At 68.8% G+C, this 15,447-nt stretch carries 15 protein-coding genes; 6 read left to right on the plus strand and 9 right to left on the minus strand.

Annotated elements, in window-relative coordinates; translation table 11 throughout:
• Positions 1 to 2 precede the first annotated feature (2 nt).
• A complete protein-coding gene (locus ACN0RJ_RS05930; RefSeq protein ID WP_417723687.1) occupies positions 3 to 1,169 on the minus strand; it encodes a M20 aminoacylase family protein in 1,167 nt (388 codons plus the stop codon).
• Between the two features lie 47 nt (positions 1,170 to 1,216).
• Positions 1,217 to 2,377: a M20 aminoacylase family protein gene (locus ACN0RJ_RS05935; RefSeq protein WP_417721179.1), complete on the minus strand. Its 1,161-nt coding sequence runs from the start codon at positions 2,375 to 2,377 to the stop codon at positions 1,217 to 1,219.
• A 61-nt stretch (positions 2,378 to 2,438) separates the two neighbouring features.
• Here ACN0RJ_RS05935 and mazG point away from each other — a divergent pair, with 61 nt between their 5' ends.
• Together mazG and ACN0RJ_RS05945 are read left to right on the plus strand one after the other, a co-directional pair.
• The gene (mazG, locus tag ACN0RJ_RS05940) at positions 2,439 to 3,251 is read left to right on the plus strand and encodes a nucleoside triphosphate pyrophosphohydrolase (protein ID WP_417723688.1); all 813 of its coding nucleotides are present in this window, start codon (positions 2,439 to 2,441) and stop codon (positions 3,249 to 3,251) included.
• Positions 3,252 to 3,337: 86 nt separating this feature from the next.
• Positions 3,338 to 4,342, plus strand: coding sequence for a Fe(3+) ABC transporter substrate-binding protein (locus ACN0RJ_RS05945; RefSeq protein ID WP_417723689.1), 1,005 nt, complete (start codon positions 3,338 to 3,340; stop codon positions 4,340 to 4,342).
• Positions 4,343 to 4,490: 148 nt separating this feature from the next.
• Here the strand turns inward: ACN0RJ_RS05945 and ACN0RJ_RS05950 are convergent, their stop codons facing one another.
• Both ACN0RJ_RS05950 and dksA read right to left on the minus strand, forming a co-directional pair.
• A complete protein-coding gene (locus ACN0RJ_RS05950) occupies positions 4,491 to 5,669 on the minus strand; it encodes an FAD-dependent monooxygenase (RefSeq protein ID WP_417721176.1) in 1,179 nt (392 codons plus the stop codon).
• 82 nt (positions 5,670 to 5,751) lie between these two features.
• Positions 5,752 to 6,174, minus strand: coding sequence for an RNA polymerase-binding protein DksA (dksA, locus tag ACN0RJ_RS05955; RefSeq protein ID WP_417721175.1), 423 nt, complete (start codon positions 6,172 to 6,174; stop codon positions 5,752 to 5,754).
• Positions 6,175 to 6,598: 424 nt separating this feature from the next.
• Between dksA and ACN0RJ_RS05960 the strand changes: the two genes are divergently transcribed.
• Positions 6,599 to 7,441 carry an AAA family ATPase gene (locus ACN0RJ_RS05960; RefSeq protein WP_417721174.1) on the plus strand — a complete coding sequence of 281 codons (843 nt, stop codon included), beginning with the start codon at positions 6,599 to 6,601 and terminating at the stop codon, positions 7,439 to 7,441.
• Between the two features lie 246 nt (positions 7,442 to 7,687).
• The gene (locus ACN0RJ_RS05965) at positions 7,688 to 8,590 is read left to right on the plus strand and encodes an AEC family transporter (RefSeq protein ID WP_417721173.1); all 903 of its coding nucleotides are present in this window, start codon (positions 7,688 to 7,690) and stop codon (positions 8,588 to 8,590) included.
• Positions 8,591 to 8,608: 18 nt separating this feature from the next.
• Here the strand turns inward: ACN0RJ_RS05965 and ACN0RJ_RS05970 are convergent, their stop codons facing one another.
• The 4 genes from ACN0RJ_RS05970 to ACN0RJ_RS05985 all read right to left on the minus strand — a co-directional run bounded on the left by ACN0RJ_RS05970 (position 8,609) and on the right by ACN0RJ_RS05985 (position 12,335).
• Positions 8,609 to 9,727, minus strand: coding sequence for an ABC transporter ATP-binding protein (locus ACN0RJ_RS05970; RefSeq protein WP_417721172.1), 1,119 nt, complete (start codon positions 9,725 to 9,727; stop codon positions 8,609 to 8,611).
• Between the two features lie 65 nt (positions 9,728 to 9,792).
• Entirely contained in the window at positions 9,793 to 10,392 is a 600-nt protein-coding gene (locus ACN0RJ_RS05975) for an RSP_2648 family PIN domain-containing protein (RefSeq protein WP_417723690.1), read from the minus strand.
• Complete coding sequence (locus tag ACN0RJ_RS05980; RefSeq protein WP_417723691.1) at positions 10,389 to 11,585, minus strand: RSP_2647 family RNA methyltransferase; 1,197 nt, start codon at positions 11,583 to 11,585, stop codon at positions 10,389 to 10,391. The genes ACN0RJ_RS05975 and ACN0RJ_RS05980 overlap by 4 nt, the downstream gene beginning before the upstream one ends.
• A gap of 45 nt (positions 11,586 to 11,630) precedes the next feature.
• On the minus strand, positions 11,631 to 12,335 hold the full coding sequence (locus ACN0RJ_RS05985; protein ID WP_417723692.1) for a DUF6778 family protein: 705 nt from the start codon (positions 12,333 to 12,335) through the stop codon (positions 11,631 to 11,633).
• Between the two features lie 261 nt (positions 12,336 to 12,596).
• Here ACN0RJ_RS05985 and edd point away from each other — a divergent pair, with 261 nt between their 5' ends.
• A complete protein-coding gene (gene edd, locus ACN0RJ_RS05990; protein WP_417721291.1) occupies positions 12,597 to 14,402 on the plus strand; it encodes a phosphogluconate dehydratase in 1,806 nt (601 codons plus the stop codon).
• A 70-nt stretch (positions 14,403 to 14,472) separates the two neighbouring features.
• The gene (gene eda / locus ACN0RJ_RS05995; RefSeq protein ID WP_417723693.1) at positions 14,473 to 15,117 is read left to right on the plus strand and encodes a bifunctional 4-hydroxy-2-oxoglutarate aldolase/2-dehydro-3-deoxy-phosphogluconate aldolase; all 645 of its coding nucleotides are present in this window, start codon (positions 14,473 to 14,475) and stop codon (positions 15,115 to 15,117) included.
• 65 nt (positions 15,118 to 15,182) lie between these two features.
• Here the strand turns inward: eda and ACN0RJ_RS06000 are convergent, their stop codons facing one another.
• Positions 15,183 to 15,446 (minus strand): hypothetical protein, encoded by a 264-nt coding sequence (locus ACN0RJ_RS06000; protein WP_417721167.1) that lies wholly within the window; start codon positions 15,444 to 15,446, stop codon positions 15,183 to 15,185.
• Position 15,447: the final 1 nt, after the last annotated feature.

Genomic DNA, 15,447 nt, shown 5'->3' on the forward strand with positions numbered 1-15,447 from the left:
TCTCAGCTTTCCAGAGGCATCGCGGTTTCCACCAGCCGCGCGAAGAAACTCGCGCCGATGGGGGCGATGGCATCGTTGAAATCGTATTCCGGATGGTGGCAGACCGGCGTGTCGCCCTGCCCCAGGAACAGGTAGGCGCCGGGACGCGCCTGCAGCATGTAGGCGAAATCCTCGGCGGGCATGATCGGGTCGCAATTGCCGTCGACCTTGTCGTCGCCCACCACCTCGCGCGCCACGTCGGCGGCAAAGCGCGCCTGTTCGGGGTGGTTGACGCAGGGCGGATAGCCGCGATCGTAGACCACCTCCACGGTGCAGCCGAAGACCTCGGCCTGCGCCGTCGCGATGTCACGCAGGCGCTCCTCGGCCAGGTTGCGCACCTCGGGGCGGAAACTGCGCACGGTGCCGCCCAGCCAGGCGGTGCCGGGGATGATGTTGTGCGCCGTGCCGGAGTGGATCTCGGTCACCGAAAGCACCAGCCGGTCGAGCGGATCTGTGTTGCGGCTGACCACGGTCTGAAGGGCCTGCACCGTCGCCACGGCCGCCGGGATCGGATCCACCGCGAGATGCGGCGAGGCGCCGTGCCCGCCCTTGCCGGCGATCTCGATCCGGAAGCTGTCCGCCGCCGCCATCAGCGCGCCGGGGGCAGTCCTGATATGGCCCGCCGGATCGCCGGGCGCGTTGTGGATGCCGTAGACCTCCTCGATCCCGAAGCGCTCCATCATGCCCTCCTCGACCATGACCTTGCCGCCGCCGCCGCCCTCTTCGGCGGGCTGGAAGATCAGCGCCACGCGGCCGGCGAAATTCCGGGTCGCGGCGAGGTAGCGCGCCGCCCCGAGCAGCATCACCGTATGGCCGTCGTGGCCGCAGGTATGCGCGACGCCCGGCACGGTCGAGGCATGCTCCGTCCCCGAGAGGTCGTCCATCGGCAGCGCATCCATGTCGGCGCGCAGCCCGATGGTCGGCCCCGGCCCGCGGCCCTCGATGATCGCCACGACCCCGGTTTTCGCGATCCCTTCGTGTATTTCCGAAATGCCGAAAGAGCGCAGCTTTTCAACGACGAAGGCCGCGGTCTTCACGCAGTCGAACATCAGTTCGGGATGCTGGTGAAGATAACGGCGCCAGACCGTCATCTGTTCTGCCTCGGCGGCGATGGAATTGATGACCGGCATCGGGCGGCTCTCCTGTCACGGTATGTCGCCATGTGAGCGCAAACCGTTCAGGGCCGCAAGGGCTGACGACGTTCGACGAGGCGCGCGAAGAAGGAAGCTCCGAACGGCGCCGCCGCGTCGTTGAAGTCGAATTTCGGGTGATGCACCGACGGCCCCTCGCCCTGTCCGAGATAGAGGAAGGCACCGGGGCGCGCCTCGAGCATGTAGGAGAAATCCTCCGCGCCCATGCTCGGCTCGACATCGTCCTCGACCGTGGCCGCAACCTCGCGCGCGACCTCGACGGCAAAGCCGGTCTGGGCGGCGTGGTTCACCGTGGGCGGATAGTTGCGCTGGTAGTCGAGATCGGCGGAGACGCCGTAGCTGGCCGCCTGCCCCGCGACGATCTCGCGGATCCGCCGTTCGGCCATGTCGCGCACCTCCGGATCGAAGCTGCGCACGGTGCCGGCCATGTAGACCGTTTCCGGGATCACGTTGGTGGCGGACCCGCCCTGCACCACGGTCAGCGACACCACCAGCGATTTCAGCGGGTCGAGATTGCGCGACGGAACCGTCTGGAAGGCCTGCCCGATGGCAAGGGCGCAGGGGATCGGGTCGATGGTGCTGTCGGGATGGGCGGCATGGCCGCCGCGTCCGGTCAGGGTCAGTTCGAAATCGTCCACCGCCGCCATGATCGGCCCCGGGCGCGTGCTGAGCACGCCGAGGTCGCCGCCCGGATCGGTGTGGATGGCGTAGACCTCCTCGATGCCGAAACGGTCCATGATGCCCTCTTCCACCATGATCCGCCCGCCGCCGATGGTTTCCTCGGCCGGTTGAAAGATCAGCGCCACGCGCCCAGAGAAATTCCGCGTCTCCGCGAGGTAGCGCGCCGCACCGAGCAGCATTGCCGTATGGCCGTCATGGCCGCAGGCATGCATCGCCCCCGGCACGGTCGAGGCATAGGGCGCGCCGGTCTCTTCGGCGATGGGCAGCGCGTCCATGTCGGCGCGCAGCCCTGTGACCGGCCCCGGCCCCTGCCCGTCGATCAACGCCACCACGCCCGAGGTGGCGATGCCTTCGTGTATTTCCGAAATGCCGAATTCCTTCAGCCTCGCCACCACGAAGGCCGCCGTGTCGTGACAGGCGAGCGAGAGTTCGGGGTGGGCGTGGATATGCTGGCGCCAGGCCGCCATGTCGGGTCCGAATTCGGCGATGCGGTTGACGATGGGCATGGGTGGACTCCGGTCTGGCGATATCGCAGGAAGACCCATACAGCACCATCGGGGGAAGTCCATGAGCGACGATCTGGTCCATGATCAAAACGGCGGCATGCCGCGTCTGCTGGAAATCATGCGCCGCCTGCGCGATCCGCGGACCGGCTGTCCCTGGGACATCGAGCAGGATTTCGCCACCATCGCCCCCTACACGATCGAGGAAGCCTACGAGGTCGCCGACGCCATCGAGCGCGAGGCCTGGGACGAGCTCAAGGGCGAGCTGGGCGATCTGCTGTTCCAGTCCGTCTTCCATGCCCAGATGGCCAGCGAACGCGGGTATTTCACCTTCGACGAGGTGGCCGACACCATGTCCGACAAGATGGTCGCCCGGCATCCCCATGTCTTCGGCGACGAAAGCCGCGACAAGAGCGCCGAGCAGCAGACGCTCGACTGGGAAACCATCAAGGCCGCCGAACGCGCCTCGCGGGCGGAGCGGGGCGTGCTGGACGGCGTGGCCATGGGCCTGCCCGCGCTGATGCGGGCGGTGAAGCTTCAGAAGCGCGCGGCGCGGGTCGGTTTCGACTGGCCCTCGACGGACGAGGTGATCGACAAGATCGTCGAAGAGGCACAGGAGCTGCGCGAAGCCGACGATCCCGACCACCGCGCCGAGGAATTCGGCGATCTGCTTTTCGTCATGGCCAATCTCGCGCGCCACCTCGACATCGACCCGGAGGCCGCGCTGCGCGGCGCGAATGCCAAGTTCACCCGCCGGTTCCGCTCCATCGAGGCGGCGCTGGCCGCGGACGGACGCCGCCCCGAGGACAGCGACCTGGCCGAGATGGACGCGCTCTGGGATGCGGCAAAGCGGCGCGAACGGGGCGAACAATCCTGATTCTTTCCCTCGGGGATTGACCCGAGAATAATAGTCAGGTTTATGTCGCCCCCGACGCTGCGCCAACTTCCGGAGGACCCGACGCCATGCGCCTGACAACCACCACCGCCCTCGCCCTTGTGGCCCTCGCCACCCCGGCCCTGGCCGAAGAGGTGAATCTCTATTCCTACCGTCAGCCCGAACTGCTCCAGCCGCTGACCGACGCCTTCACCGAGGCGACTGGGATCGAGGTGAACGTTGCCTATATCGACAAGGGTCTCGAAGAACGGCTCGTGGCCGAGGGCGACCGCTCGCCCGCCGACCTGATCTTCACCGTGGATATCTCGCGCCTCGCCTCCGCCGTCGACGCGGGCGTGACCCAGCCGGTGCAGAGCGACGTGCTCGAAGCCAACGTGCCCGCGCAGTACCGCGACCCGGACGGCCAGTGGTTCGGCCTGACCACCCGCGCGCGCATCGTCTATGCGAGCAAGGATCGCGTCGATCCGTCCGAGATCACCACCTACGAGGATCTTGCCGATCCCAAGTGGGAAGGCCGGATCTGCTCCCGCTCGGGCATGCACGACTACAACATCGCGCTGGTGACGGCGATGATCCATCACCACGGCGAAGAGTATGCCAAGACCTGGATCGAGGGGCTCAAGAACAACCTCGCCCGCAAGCCGCAGGGCAACGACCGCGCGCAGGTCAAGGCGATCTGGGCCGGCGAATGCGACATCTCGCTCGGCAACACCTATTACATGGGCCAGATGCTGAACGACCCCGAGCAGGTGGAGTGGGCCAATTCGGTCAACGTGCTGTTCCCGGTCTTCGAAGGCGGCGGCACCCATGTGAACATCTCCGGCGTCGCGATGACCAAGGCCGCGCCGAACCGCGAAAACGCGCTGAAGATGATGGAATTCCTCACCACGCCCGAGGCGCAGGAAGTCTATGCCCACGCCAACTACGAATACCCGATCGCGCCGGGCACCGAGGCCGACGACCTGGTCAAGGGCTGGGGCAGCTTCACCGCGGACGACGTCAACCTCATGACCCTCGCCGCGCTGCGCGGCGATGCGCTGCGGCTGATGGAAGAGGTCGATTTCGACGGCTGACGCCACACCCGACGGCATCGCCCGTCGCCGGATCGGGGCGCGCCCTCCCTCGCGGGGGGCGCGCCTTGTCGTGTCCGGGGGGCCTCGACGCGGGGTCCCCGCTGGCTAGCGGTCGCCCCGGCCTCCGGCCCCCTCGTCCCGGACGGTCTCAGCCGCGCACCGCCTTGGTCACGTCGTATCCGTAGATCCAGTCGAACTGGCGCAGCATCCTCCCCGGCACCACCCGGCCCGCAAGGCCGAGCGCCAGGTGCGCCGCGCCGCGCAGCAGCGGGTTGCGCAGGTGGTATTTCCAGGCATTTCCGTCGGCCGCCTCGACCACCTTCACGCAGCGGTCGCGCCGCAGGGCCTGGTAGCGCTCGAACGCACCCTCTCCGGTGCCGGAGTCGAGGCAGGCGGCAAGCGCCCAGGCATCCTCCAGCGCCATGTTCGCACCCTGCGCCATGAAGGGCAGCGTCGGATGCGCCGCGTCGCCCAGCAGCGCCACCCCGCCGCCGTGCCAGCGCCGCGCGACCGGGTGACGGTAGAGCCCCCAGAGACCGGGCGCCTCGACCGCGCCGAGCAGGGTCGCGGTGTCGCCGCCGAACCCGGCAAAGGCCGCCCGCAGGTTCGCCGCATCGTCGCGAAGGTGCCAGCCCTCGGCGGTCCAGCGGCCGCGCTCCTCGGCGGCGACGAGGTTGACCATCCTGCCGTCGCGCAGCGGATAGCTGACCACGTGGCGACCGGGCCCCATGTGGACGCGCGCCTCGGGCGGGTGGCCGACAAGGTTGGGGACCACGGCGCGCCACGCCACCTGCCGGGTGAAGAACGGCGCGATGACCCCGTTCAGCGCCAGCCGCGCCACCGATTGCAACCCGTCCGCCCCGATGAGGATCTCCGACTCGAGCCGGTCGCCGTTGGCCATCTCGACCACCGGGCGCGCGCCCGGCACGACCTTTGCCGCGCGCTGGAGCAGGCGCACCTGGATGCCGGCGGCGCGCGCGGCCGTGGCCAGCAGATCCACCAGATCCGCCCGGTGCACGAAGAAATAGCCCTGGTCGGCGGGCAGCCGTGCAAGGTCCAGCCGCAGCACCTCGGAGCCGCGCCGGTGATCGCGCAGCGACACCGCCCGCGCCCGGCACGCCCGCGCGGCCAGCGCCTGCGCCAGCCCCAGCGCCTCGATCACGCGAAAGCCGTTGGGGCTGATCTGGAGCCCGGCCCCGACCTCGGTCAGCGCCTCGGCCTGTTCCAGCACGATCACGTCGGCCCCGCGCGCCCGCAGCGCCAGCGCCACCGCCAGCCCGCCGATCCCTCCGCCCAGAACCGTGATGCCGCGTCCGTCCAGCGCCATGCCCTGCCCCCTCTTCACGAGGAAACGCCGGAGCCTTCGCCCCGGCGCTTCAAATCCGTTCCACGATCAGGCCGAACCCGGCTCAGTCGTCGCGGTGAACCTTTTCGCGCCGTTCGTGACGCTCCTGCGCCTCCAGGCTCATGGTCGCGATGGGACGCGCATCCAGCCGCTTGAGCGAGATCGGCTCTCCCGTCACTTCGCAATAGCCGTATTCGCCATCGTCGATGCGGCGCAGGGCGGCGTCGATCTTGGAGACCAGCTTGCGCTGACGATCCCGCGTGCGAAGTTCCAGCGCGCGGTCGGTTTCCTCGCTCGCGCGGTCGGTCACGTCGGGGATATTGCGGGTCGAATCCTGCAGCGCCTCGATGGTGTCGCGGCTTTCGGCGAGGATGTCGTTTTTCCATGCGATCAGCTTGCGGCGGAAATATTCAAGCTGGCGGTCATTCATGAACGGCTCGCCCTCGGCGGGCCGATAGTCGTCGGAAAGGAAGGTCTCGGGCTTCATTTCTGCTCCCTCTGAAAAGCCAGCCTCAGCCTTGGTTTGACCCCGCTTCGGGCCTGGCACCCCTGCGTGGGAGCGTCTATCCCAAGCCCCCGGGGTTGTCACTACACAATAGTATGGAACAACGGCAATTTTGCGGCCTGCGCTCATGAAGTGACCGTCGGGCCGGAGCGGCGTTTTCCGGCCCCCTCCGCCGGGCGCCGGGTGCTGCGCAACACGGCCCGCCCCGCCTGCCCGCCGCCTTCGGGAGGGCGCGCGCGGCCGAAAGCGGATTGCAATTTCGCGACTGCCCGCAATTCCGGCAGCACGCGCCGGTTTTTCGATCCCAGACCGCGCGCCGATTGCGCCCGGAGCGGGACGGAGCGATGCTTGCAAACCGCGACGCGCGTCTTTACCCCTCGGGGGTGTGCGCCAGAAGGGGATGTCCATGCGGTTCGACGGCACCGAAGATTATGTTTCCACCGACGATCTGACGATGGCGGTCAACGCCGCGATCACGCTCGAGCGGCCGCTGCTGGTCAAGGGCGAACCCGGCACGGGCAAGACCGAACTGGCCCGCCAGGTGGCCTCGGCGCTCGGCCTGCCGATGATCGAATGGAACATCAAGTCGACCACACGCGCCCAGCAGGGCCTGTACGAATACGATGCGGTGAGCCGCTTGCGCGACAGCCAGCTCGGCGACGAGCGCGTGCACGACGTGGCCAATTACATCCGCAAGGGCAAGCTCTGGCAGGCCTTCGAGGCGGGTTCCAAGCTGGTCCTGCTGATCGACGAGATCGACAAGGCGGACATCGAGTTTCCGAACGACCTGCTCCAGGAACTCGACAAGATGGAATTCCACGTCTACGAGACCGGCGAAACGGTCCGGGCGCAGGTCCGCCCCATCGTCATCATCACCTCGAACAACGAAAAGGAACTGCCGGACGCCTTCCTGCGCCGCTGCTTCTTTCACTACATCAAGTTTCCCGAGCACGACACGCTGCGCAAGATCGTCGAGGTGCATCACCCCGGGATCAAGCCCGCCCTGCTGACCGCCGCGCTGACGCAGTTCTACGAACTGCGCGAGCAGCCGGGCCTGAAGAAGAAGCCCTCGACCTCCGAGGTGCTCGACTGGCTGAAACTGCTGCTGGCCGAGGACATGGATGCCGAGGACCTGAAGAAGGACGGCGCCAACGCCCTGCCCAAGCTGCACGGCGCGCTGCTCAAGAACGAACAGGACGTGCACCTGTTCGAACGCCTCGCCTTCATGGCGCGCCGCCAGGGGCGCTAGGGCCCGGCGCGCGCGCCGGGCGGAGGACCGTCCCGGAAATCCGTCCCTCGGCGCTTCGGACCCATCGCGCCGCCCGCGGTCCGGAGGGGTCGCCCAAGGCAGCCCGCACGGTCGCGCGCGCCCTTCGTCCGCCCGCCTCTCCTGCCGGTTTCCGGCAGGAGACAGCCGTGCCGCCGATCTGCTTGACCCCCGGGCGCTTTCCTGCGCAGGTTGCACCGGTCTGCTTTTCTGACCAATTCGGCCCAAATGCTCCACGTTCTCACGCACAACATCCTGCCGGTCTTTTCGATGCTGGCACTCGGCTACCTGCTGGGCTGGCGCGGGCTGTTCACCCGACAGGAGGCCGGGGCGGTGAACCGCGTCGCCTTCCTGCTGCTGCAACCGGCGCTGATCTTTCCGCTGATCGCCTCGGTGCCGTTCCACGAATTCCACCTCGACGCGCTCGGCCTCTACATCCTGTGCGAGGTTGCCTCCTTCCTCATTGCCTATGTCGTCGCGCGGCTGGTCTTCGCGCGCGAAAAGGCCGAGGCCTGGCTCCTGGCCATGGCGGTGGTCTTCGTCAATTCGCTGCTCTACATCTGGCCGATCTCCTTCCTGATCTACGGCGAGGCGGCGGCGCTGCCGATCACCGCCATCGTCGCCTGGGACGCCTCGGCCAGCTTCGCCTTCTTCATCATCACGACCGATCTCATCACCAACCCCTCGGCCGGGGTATCGGGCGCGATCAAGCGCATCGGGACCAACCCGATCCTGATCTCCATCGTGCTCGGAGTGGTGGTGAACCTGTCCCGCGTCCCGGTGCCCGAACCGATCCTCACCGCCATGCATTTCGCCGGCGCCGGCGCCGCGCCGCTGACGCTGTTCGCGCTGGGGGTGATCCTTTCGGGGCAGCGGCTGATGCCCTCGCCGGTGGTGGCGGGGATCGCCGGGCTGAAACTGCTCGCCTTCCCGGCGCTGGTCTGGGGGTCGCTCTCGATGGCCGGGGTCGGCGGAGACTGGTTCGACCTCTTCGTGCTGAACGCGGCGGGGCCCTCGGGCGCCATGGCCTTTGCCCTCGCCATGCTGCACGGCGTGCGCACCGATGCCATCGCGCCGGTGATCATCTGGACCTCGACCCTGTCGCTCTTCTCGCTCGCCATCCTCGCGTGATGCGCGAAGATCGCCTGCTTATCCTTTGACCGGAAACACGAAACACCGATCTCGACGCACCGTCAGCCACATCGGCGTGCCGACCTTGGGCAGGAACACGTTGGGCACCGTCGCCTTGATGAGCTCGCCGTGAAAATCCATGCGGAATTCCACCAGGCTTTCCGATCCCATGAAGCGCGCCCGCTCCACCACGCCGCGCGCCGGGGTCCCGGCAAGCGCCGTGGGGTTGGGTCCGCGCCCGCCGCGGTCAAAGTCAATGCCCACGTGCTGCGGGCGGAACACGATGTCGACCTCCGCCCCGTCCGGCAGACCGGGCGCGAGGAACTGGCCGAAGGGCGTTTCGGTCAGCGCCCCGCGAACCTTGCCCCGCAGCGTGTTGATATCGCTGAAAAAGCCCACGGCGGCCTTGTCCACTGGCGCATTGTAGATGTTGTAGGGCGCACCGCGCTGCACGATCCGTCCGTCGCGCATCAGCGCGATCTCGTCGGCCATGCGCATCGCCTCTTCCGGCTCATGCGTCACCAGCAGGACCGAGGCGCCCTCTTCCTTCAGCACCGCCAGCGTCTCGTCGCGGATGCCGTCGCGCAAGCGGTTGTCGAGGCCGGAGAACGGCTCGTCCATGAGCATGATCCGCGGACGCGGCGCCAGGGCCCGCGCCAGCGCCACGCGCTGCTGCTCTCCCCCGGAAAGCTGATGCGGGAATTCGTCGATGAAATGCGACAGCCCGACCCGCTCCAGCAGTTCCCCGGCGCGCCCGCGCTTTTCCGCGCGCGTTCCGGTCAACCCGAAGGCCACGTTGTCTGCCACCGACAGGTGCGGAAACAGCGCGAAATCCTGGAACATCAGCCCGATCTTGCGCCGCTCGGGCGGGACCCGGAACACGGTGTCGCAGATCAGATGCCCGTCGACATGGATCGTGCCCGCATCCTGCATGTCGACCCCGGCGATCATCCGCAGCGTCGTCGACTTGCCGCAGCCCGACGGGCCCAGCAGACAGGTCACATGCCCCGGCGCGATGGTCAGCGACACATCGTCCACGACCGCCCGGCCCTCGAACCGGCGGACGAGGTTGCGGATCTCCAGCCGTGGAACCGGTGCGCCCAATCCTGCCTCGCTGCCTTTCCCGATGGAAACCATCGGATTACCCGAACCGCCTAGCAAGAAGCACCGCCCCCCGCAACCCGCAGGGCTTCTTCTGGCCGTCAAATATCCCGGGGGAAAGCGCGCCCCGGCGCGCTTGGGGGCAGCGCCCCCGCGGCCCGCGCCTCAAGCGCCTTGCCCAGGCGCGGAAGTCGCGCCTTCTTCATCAGCGCCCGCAGCGTCCAGTCCTCGCCGGACAGACGCCGCGCCTCGGCCAGGACCGCCGCGCAGACATCTCCCACCACGCCGGGGTTCGCCTCGTGCAGGCCGCGCAGGAAGCCGTCCGCATCGACGCGGCTCAGCCCTTCCTCGGCGAGGATGCCGCGCGGGAAATCCTTGGCGTTCTCGGTCACGATCAGATCGGCGCTGCCCGCGATCGCCGCGGCCAGAACATGCTGGTCCGCGGCATCCGGCAACCACAGCCGCGCTTCGAGCGAGGGCGCCCAGACCACCTCGGCGCGGGGCCAGGCGGCGCGCACCTGCGCGATCTCGCCGCGCGCCTGCGCCTCGCCCATGGGCCCGAGCTTGCGCGCGGCCAGCGCCCATTCCTCGAGGATGCGCGCCGACCAGAGCGGGGTGAACAGGCCGGCCCCGGCGCAGCCCAGCAACACCTCGCGCATCACCGTGGGGTAGATCACGCAGGTGTCGAGAAGCGCCTTCACAGCCGGAAGACCAGCGCCTTGAGATAGCCCGACTCGGCCAGTTGCGGCAGCAGCGGATGGTCCGGCCCGGCAAAGCCGGTATTGATCAGCTGCGCCCGCCGTCCGGCCCGCCCGATCCCGCGCAGGCAGGCGCCGGTGAAGGCCCCGAGATCCGCCGCGTGGGAACAGGAGCAGAGCACGAGATAGCCGCCCTCCTCCACCAGCCCGGCCGACAGACGCGCCACCCGTTCGTAGGCCCGCAACCCCGCTTCGAGCGCCGGTTTGGACGGCGCGAAGGCGGGCGGATCGCAGATCACCAGGCCGTAGCGGTCCTCTTCTTCCGCGAGCGCGGTCAGCACCTCGAAGGCGTCGCCCTGACGGGTGGCGAAACGGTCGTCCGCCCCCATGCGCGATGCGCCCTCCTCGGCCAGGGCCAGCGCCGGGGCGGAGCCGTCGACGGCAAGCGCCGACACCGCGCCGCCCGCCAGCGCCGCCAGCGCGAAGCCGCCCACGTGCGAGAAGACGTCCAGCACCCGCCGCCCCGGCGCGAGCCGCGCGGCAAAGGCGTGGTTCGGGCGCTGGTCGTAGAACAACCCGGTCTTCTGCCCGCCGGTGAGGTCGGCCATGTAGATCGCGCCGTTCATCTCGACCGGCACAGGTGCCTCGGGCGCGGCACCCAGCAGCACCGCGTCAACTGCGTCGAGCCCTTCCAGCGCCCGGCCCCGCGATCCGGCGTTCTTGAGCACGTTGGCGATGCCCGCGACCTCGGCCAGCGCCGCGGCGAGATCGTCGATCAGCACATCGGCCCAGGCGGCGTTGGCCTGCACCACCGCGGTGTCGCCGAAGCGGTCGATGATGACCCCCGGCAGCCCGTCGGCCTCGGCATGGACCAGCCGGTAGAAGGGAGTCGCGAACAGCGTCTCGCGCAGGGCGAGGGCGCGGGCCAGCCTGGCCGCCAGCCAGTCGCGCCCGATCACCGCCTCGATGTCGCGGTCGAGCATCCGCCCGGCGATCTTGGAGGCACCGTTGAACCCGACGAGGCCCAGCGGCGTGCGCTCGTTGTCCTCGAGCAGCGCGACCGTCCCCGGCGCGAGCGCCTTGGTGCGCCGGTCGAGGACCAGTTCGTTGGAATAGACCCAAGGGTAGCCGCGCCGCAGGGCGCGGGCGTTGGCATTGGGTTTCAGGCGGATGACAGGCAGAGGGGCGACATTCATGTCGCTCCTATACCCCGTGCCCCGCGCCCGAGGGAAGCGCGGAAATCAAATCTGGTCGATGGCGCGGTCCAGCGCCTTCTGCGCCGCGATGAAACCGTCCGGATGGGTCAGTTCGGCGGTGAAAACCGTCTGAAGATGCCGGATGATGCGCTCTTTCATGGTCAGTCCCTGCGCATCCGCGGCCATCGCCCGCTTGCCGCCGTAGGCGTCGAGATCGGCCTTGATGGTGCGGCCGACGCCGCCCATCGCCCGGCCGGTGGCCGGATCGCGCAGAATCAGGTCGAAGTCGATCGAATGCACGCCGCCGACGGTGTAGCGGGTCTTTTCGGTGACCGAATGGAATCGGCGCAGGGTGATTTCCACGTCCACCGTCCGCGTGCCCTGCACATGCGGACGCGCGCGCTTCACCGCCTCGCGGAAGATCGCGCCGACCTGTGCCGGACGATCGCCGAGCGGGTCTCCGCGCCAGACGATGTCCGCGACCGGGTAATAGAGATTGGCCTCCGACACGGCGAGACCCTCGGGGCTGACGAAGGTCACGCGGCCGATCCGGTAGTCGAGCGTCGCGGGCGCGGCCCTTTCCGGCGCCGGCGGCAGATCGGCCTCCGGAAAGGCGCCGGGATAGGCGACGGTCTGATAGCCGGCGGGCGCCGCGGGCAGCGTGTCCGGCAGCGTCTCGTAGGGGGCGTTTCGGCTGACCGCGTCCAGCCCGGTGCAGGCCGACAGGCCGAGTGCGCCGAAAACGATCATTGCGCGTGCAATCCTGGTCATCTCATCGTCCTCAATCCCCGGCCGCTCTCCGGCGGCCCTCGTCACGGTTGATAGAGCAGGCTGAATCGGTCAGGTTTGTGGCAAAATCAGTGTTTCTTCCTGATGGTCACCGTGTTTCCGGGCCGGAAACGGCTCCCGACCCGTCGTTTTTCCTTGCCGCTTTACCGTTAGCGCTAACTGCGCTAGATACCGACCAACCGCCTGTCCCGTCAGCCCATGACACCGAGAGGGAGCCAGCCCATGCCGCTCAATGCCACGATCGCCCGCGTCACCGAGTCCATCGAGACCCGGTCGCAAGAGATGCGCAGCACCTACATGGACCGCATGCGCCGTGCCGCCGAGGAAGGCCCCCGCCGCGCCCACCTGACCTGCGGCAACCAGGCCCATGCCTATGCGGCGATGGACGCCGACAAGGAGGCGCTGGCGGCGGGCCGGGTTCCCAACCTCGGGATCGTGACGGCCTACAACGACATGCTCTCTGCCCATCAGCCGTTCGAACGCTTTCCCGACATCATCCGCAGGGCGGCCCGCGCGGCGGGCGGCACGGCGCAGGTGGCGGGCGGCGTGCCGGCGATGTGCGACGGGGTCACGCAGGGCCAGGCGGGGATGGAACTGTCGCTGTTCTCGCGCGACGTGATCGCGCTGGCGGCGGGGGTGTCGCTGTCGCACAACGTCTTCGACGCGGCGGTCTACCTCGGGGTCTGCGACAAGATCGTGCCGGGGCTGGTGATCGCGGCGGCCACCTTCGGCTACATCCCCGGCATCTTCCTGCCCGCGGGTCCGATGCCCTCGGGCCTGCCCAACGACGAGAAATCCAAGGTGCGCCAGAAGTTCGCCACCGGCGAAGTCGGCCGCGAGGAGTTGATGAAGGCCGAGATGGCCTCCTACCACGGTCCGGGCACCTGCACCTTCTACGGCACCGCGAACACCAATCAGATGCTGATGGAGTTCATGGGCCTGCACCTGCCGGGCGCCTCCTTCGTCAATCCCAACACGCCGCTGCGCGAGGCGCTGACGGTCGCGGGGGCGGAACGGGCGCTGGAGATCACCAATCTCGGCAACGACTACCGCCCGGTCTGCGACGTCCTCGACGCCAAGGCCTTCGTGAACGGCGTCGTCGGGCTGATGGCGACGGGCGGCTCGACCAACCTGGTGCTGCACATGCCCGCCATGGCGCGCGCCGCCGGCATCGCGCTCACGCTCGAGGATTTCGACGCGCTCTCGGACGTTGTGCCGCTGATGGCCAAGGTCTATCCGAACGGGCTGGCGGACGTGAACCACTTCCACGCGGCGGGCGGGCTGCAATACATGATCGCCGAACTGCTCGACGCCGGGCTGCTGCACGAGGATGTCACCACCGTCGCCGGCGACGGGCTGTCGCTCTACACCCGGGAACCCAAGCTCAGGGACGGGGCCGTCACCTATGTCGACGCCGAGCGCCAGAGCCGGAACGACAAGATCCTGCGCCCCGCCTCGGACCCGTTCCAGAAGACCGGCGGGCTGAAACAGCTCGACGGCAATCTCGGCCACGGCATCATGAAGATCTCGGCCGTCGATCCCGAACGCCACGTGATCGAGGCCCCGGCCCGCGTCTTCCACGACCAGGAGTCGGTCAAGACCGCCTTCCGCGCCGGGGAATTCACCTCCGACACCGTGGTCGTGGTCCGCTTCCAGGGGCCGAGTTCCAACGGCATGCCGGAACTGCACAGCCTGACCCCGACGCTGGCGGTGCTGCAGGACCGCGGCCTCAGGGTGGCGCTGGTGACCGACGGCCGCATGTCCGGCGCCTCCGGCAAGGTTCCGGCGGCGATCCACGTCTGCCCGGAGGCGGCGAACGGCGGCCCCCTCGCCCGGGTCCGCGACGGCGACCTCATCCGCGTCGACGCCGTCGCCGGCACGATCTCCTGCCTCGCCCCGGATTTCGACGACCGCAGCGCGGTGAGCGCGGACCTCTCCGGCAACGGCCACGGCGTCGGGCGGGAGCTGTTCGAAGCCTTCCGCCGCAACGTCGGCCTCGCCTCGGACGGCGCGGCGGTGGTGGTCTGAACCCTCTGGCACCTTCTTCTTGTTTGAAATACGCAAATACCGACCTCCCAACACCAAAAGGCCCGATACCATGACACCCGAAGCCGCCAGCATCGCCTCCGAAAAGCTCTGCCGACTCGCGCCGATCATTCCGGTCCTCGTGGTCGATGACGCCGCCCATGCCGCCCCGCTCGCGCGGGCGCTGGTCAAGGGCGGGCTGCCGGTGCTCGAGGTGACGCTGCGCACCCCCGCCGCGCTCGACGTCATCCGCGAGATGGCCACCGTCGAAGGCGGCGTCGTCGGCGCCGGGACCCTGCTGACCCCGGCCGACGTGAAGGCCGCGGTGGATGCCGGCGCGAAATTCGGCGTCTCGCCCGGGGCGACCGACCGCATCCTGTCCGCCTGCGAAGAGGCCGACCTGCCGCTGCTTCCCGGCACCGCCACCGCCTCCGAGGCGATGGCCCTGCTCGAACGCGGCTACACGGTGCAGAAATTCTTTCCGGCGGAAGCCAATGGCGGCGCCGCGGCGCTCAAGGCCATCGGTGCGCCGATCCCGCAGGTGCGGTTCTGCCCCACCGGCGGCGTGAGCATGAAGAACGCGCGGGACTACCTGGGGCTGTCGAACGTGATCTGCTGCGGCGGAAGCTGGGTCGCGCCGAAGGACATGGTCCTCGCGGGCGACTGGGAGGGCATCACCGCCCTCGCCGCCGAAGCCGCCGCCCTGCCCCGTTCCTGACGCCGGTCGCGGTTTTCAGCGAAGGATCGATCGCGCGCCCCGTGCAGACGGCGGCGCGCGATGTGCTATTGGCGCCGCGCGCCGCGCCCGCCCCGGCGCCGTGCCGGCACCGGCGCGCTGAGCCCCTCGCGCAGCACCGCGGTCATCGGGTGGCCGTCGCCGCCGTGCCGTTCCAGCAGCGCGGCCATCGCCGCGCGGGCATCGACCTCTTCCGGCATCGACAGCGCCCAGTCGAGAAAGATCGACCGGCATTCCGCGTCGCCCAGCCCGTCCATGCGGTAGGCCTCCCGGATCAGTCCCTTGGGGTCCATGTCGTCGCCTTTCCTCATC

This window comes from Salipiger sp. (assembly GCF_048261495.1).
In the GTDB taxonomy this organism is placed as follows: domain Bacteria; phylum Pseudomonadota; class Alphaproteobacteria; order Rhodobacterales; family Rhodobacteraceae; genus Salipiger.

What these genes read in the sequence shown, in the direction of transcription:
- edd (WP_417721291.1), top strand. Translation starts at nt 12,597, where the DNA reads ATGCCGCTCAATGCCACGATCGCCCGCGTCACCGAGTCCATCGAGACC.
- ACN0RJ_RS05945 (WP_417723689.1), top strand. Translation starts at nt 3,338, where the DNA reads ATGCGCCTGACAACCACCACCGCCCTCGCCCTTGTGGCCCTCGCCACC.
- ACN0RJ_RS05970 (WP_417721172.1), bottom strand. Translation starts at nt 9,727, where the DNA reads ATGGTTTCCATCGGGAAAGGCAGCGAGGCAGGATTGGGCGCACCGGTT.
- eda (WP_417723693.1), top strand. Translation starts at nt 14,473, where the DNA reads ATGACACCCGAAGCCGCCAGCATCGCCTCCGAAAAGCTCTGCCGACTC.
- ACN0RJ_RS05935 (WP_417721179.1), bottom strand. Translation starts at nt 2,377, where the DNA reads ATGCCCATCGTCAACCGCATCGCCGAATTCGGACCCGACATGGCGGCC.
- dksA (WP_417721175.1), bottom strand. Translation starts at nt 6,174, where the DNA reads ATGAAGCCCGAGACCTTCCTTTCCGACGACTATCGGCCCGCCGAGGGC.
- ACN0RJ_RS05930 (WP_417723687.1), bottom strand. Translation starts at nt 1,169, where the DNA reads ATGCCGGTCATCAATTCCATCGCCGCCGAGGCAGAACAGATGACGGTC.
- ACN0RJ_RS05985 (WP_417723692.1), bottom strand. Translation starts at nt 12,335, where the DNA reads ATGATCGTTTTCGGCGCACTCGGCCTGTCGGCCTGCACCGGGCTGGAC.
- ACN0RJ_RS05965 (WP_417721173.1), top strand. Translation starts at nt 7,688, where the DNA reads ATGCTCCACGTTCTCACGCACAACATCCTGCCGGTCTTTTCGATGCTG.
- mazG (WP_417723688.1), top strand. Translation starts at nt 2,439, where the DNA reads ATGAGCGACGATCTGGTCCATGATCAAAACGGCGGCATGCCGCGTCTG.
- ACN0RJ_RS05950 (WP_417721176.1), bottom strand. Translation starts at nt 5,669, where the DNA reads ATGGCGCTGGACGGACGCGGCATCACGGTTCTGGGCGGAGGGATCGGC.
- ACN0RJ_RS05960 (WP_417721174.1), top strand. Translation starts at nt 6,599, where the DNA reads ATGCGGTTCGACGGCACCGAAGATTATGTTTCCACCGACGATCTGACG.
- ACN0RJ_RS05980 (WP_417723691.1), bottom strand. Translation starts at nt 11,585, where the DNA reads ATGAATGTCGCCCCTCTGCCTGTCATCCGCCTGAAACCCAATGCCAAC.
- ACN0RJ_RS06000 (WP_417721167.1), bottom strand. Translation starts at nt 15,446, where the DNA reads ATGAGGAAAGGCGACGACATGGACCCCAAGGGACTGATCCGGGAGGCC.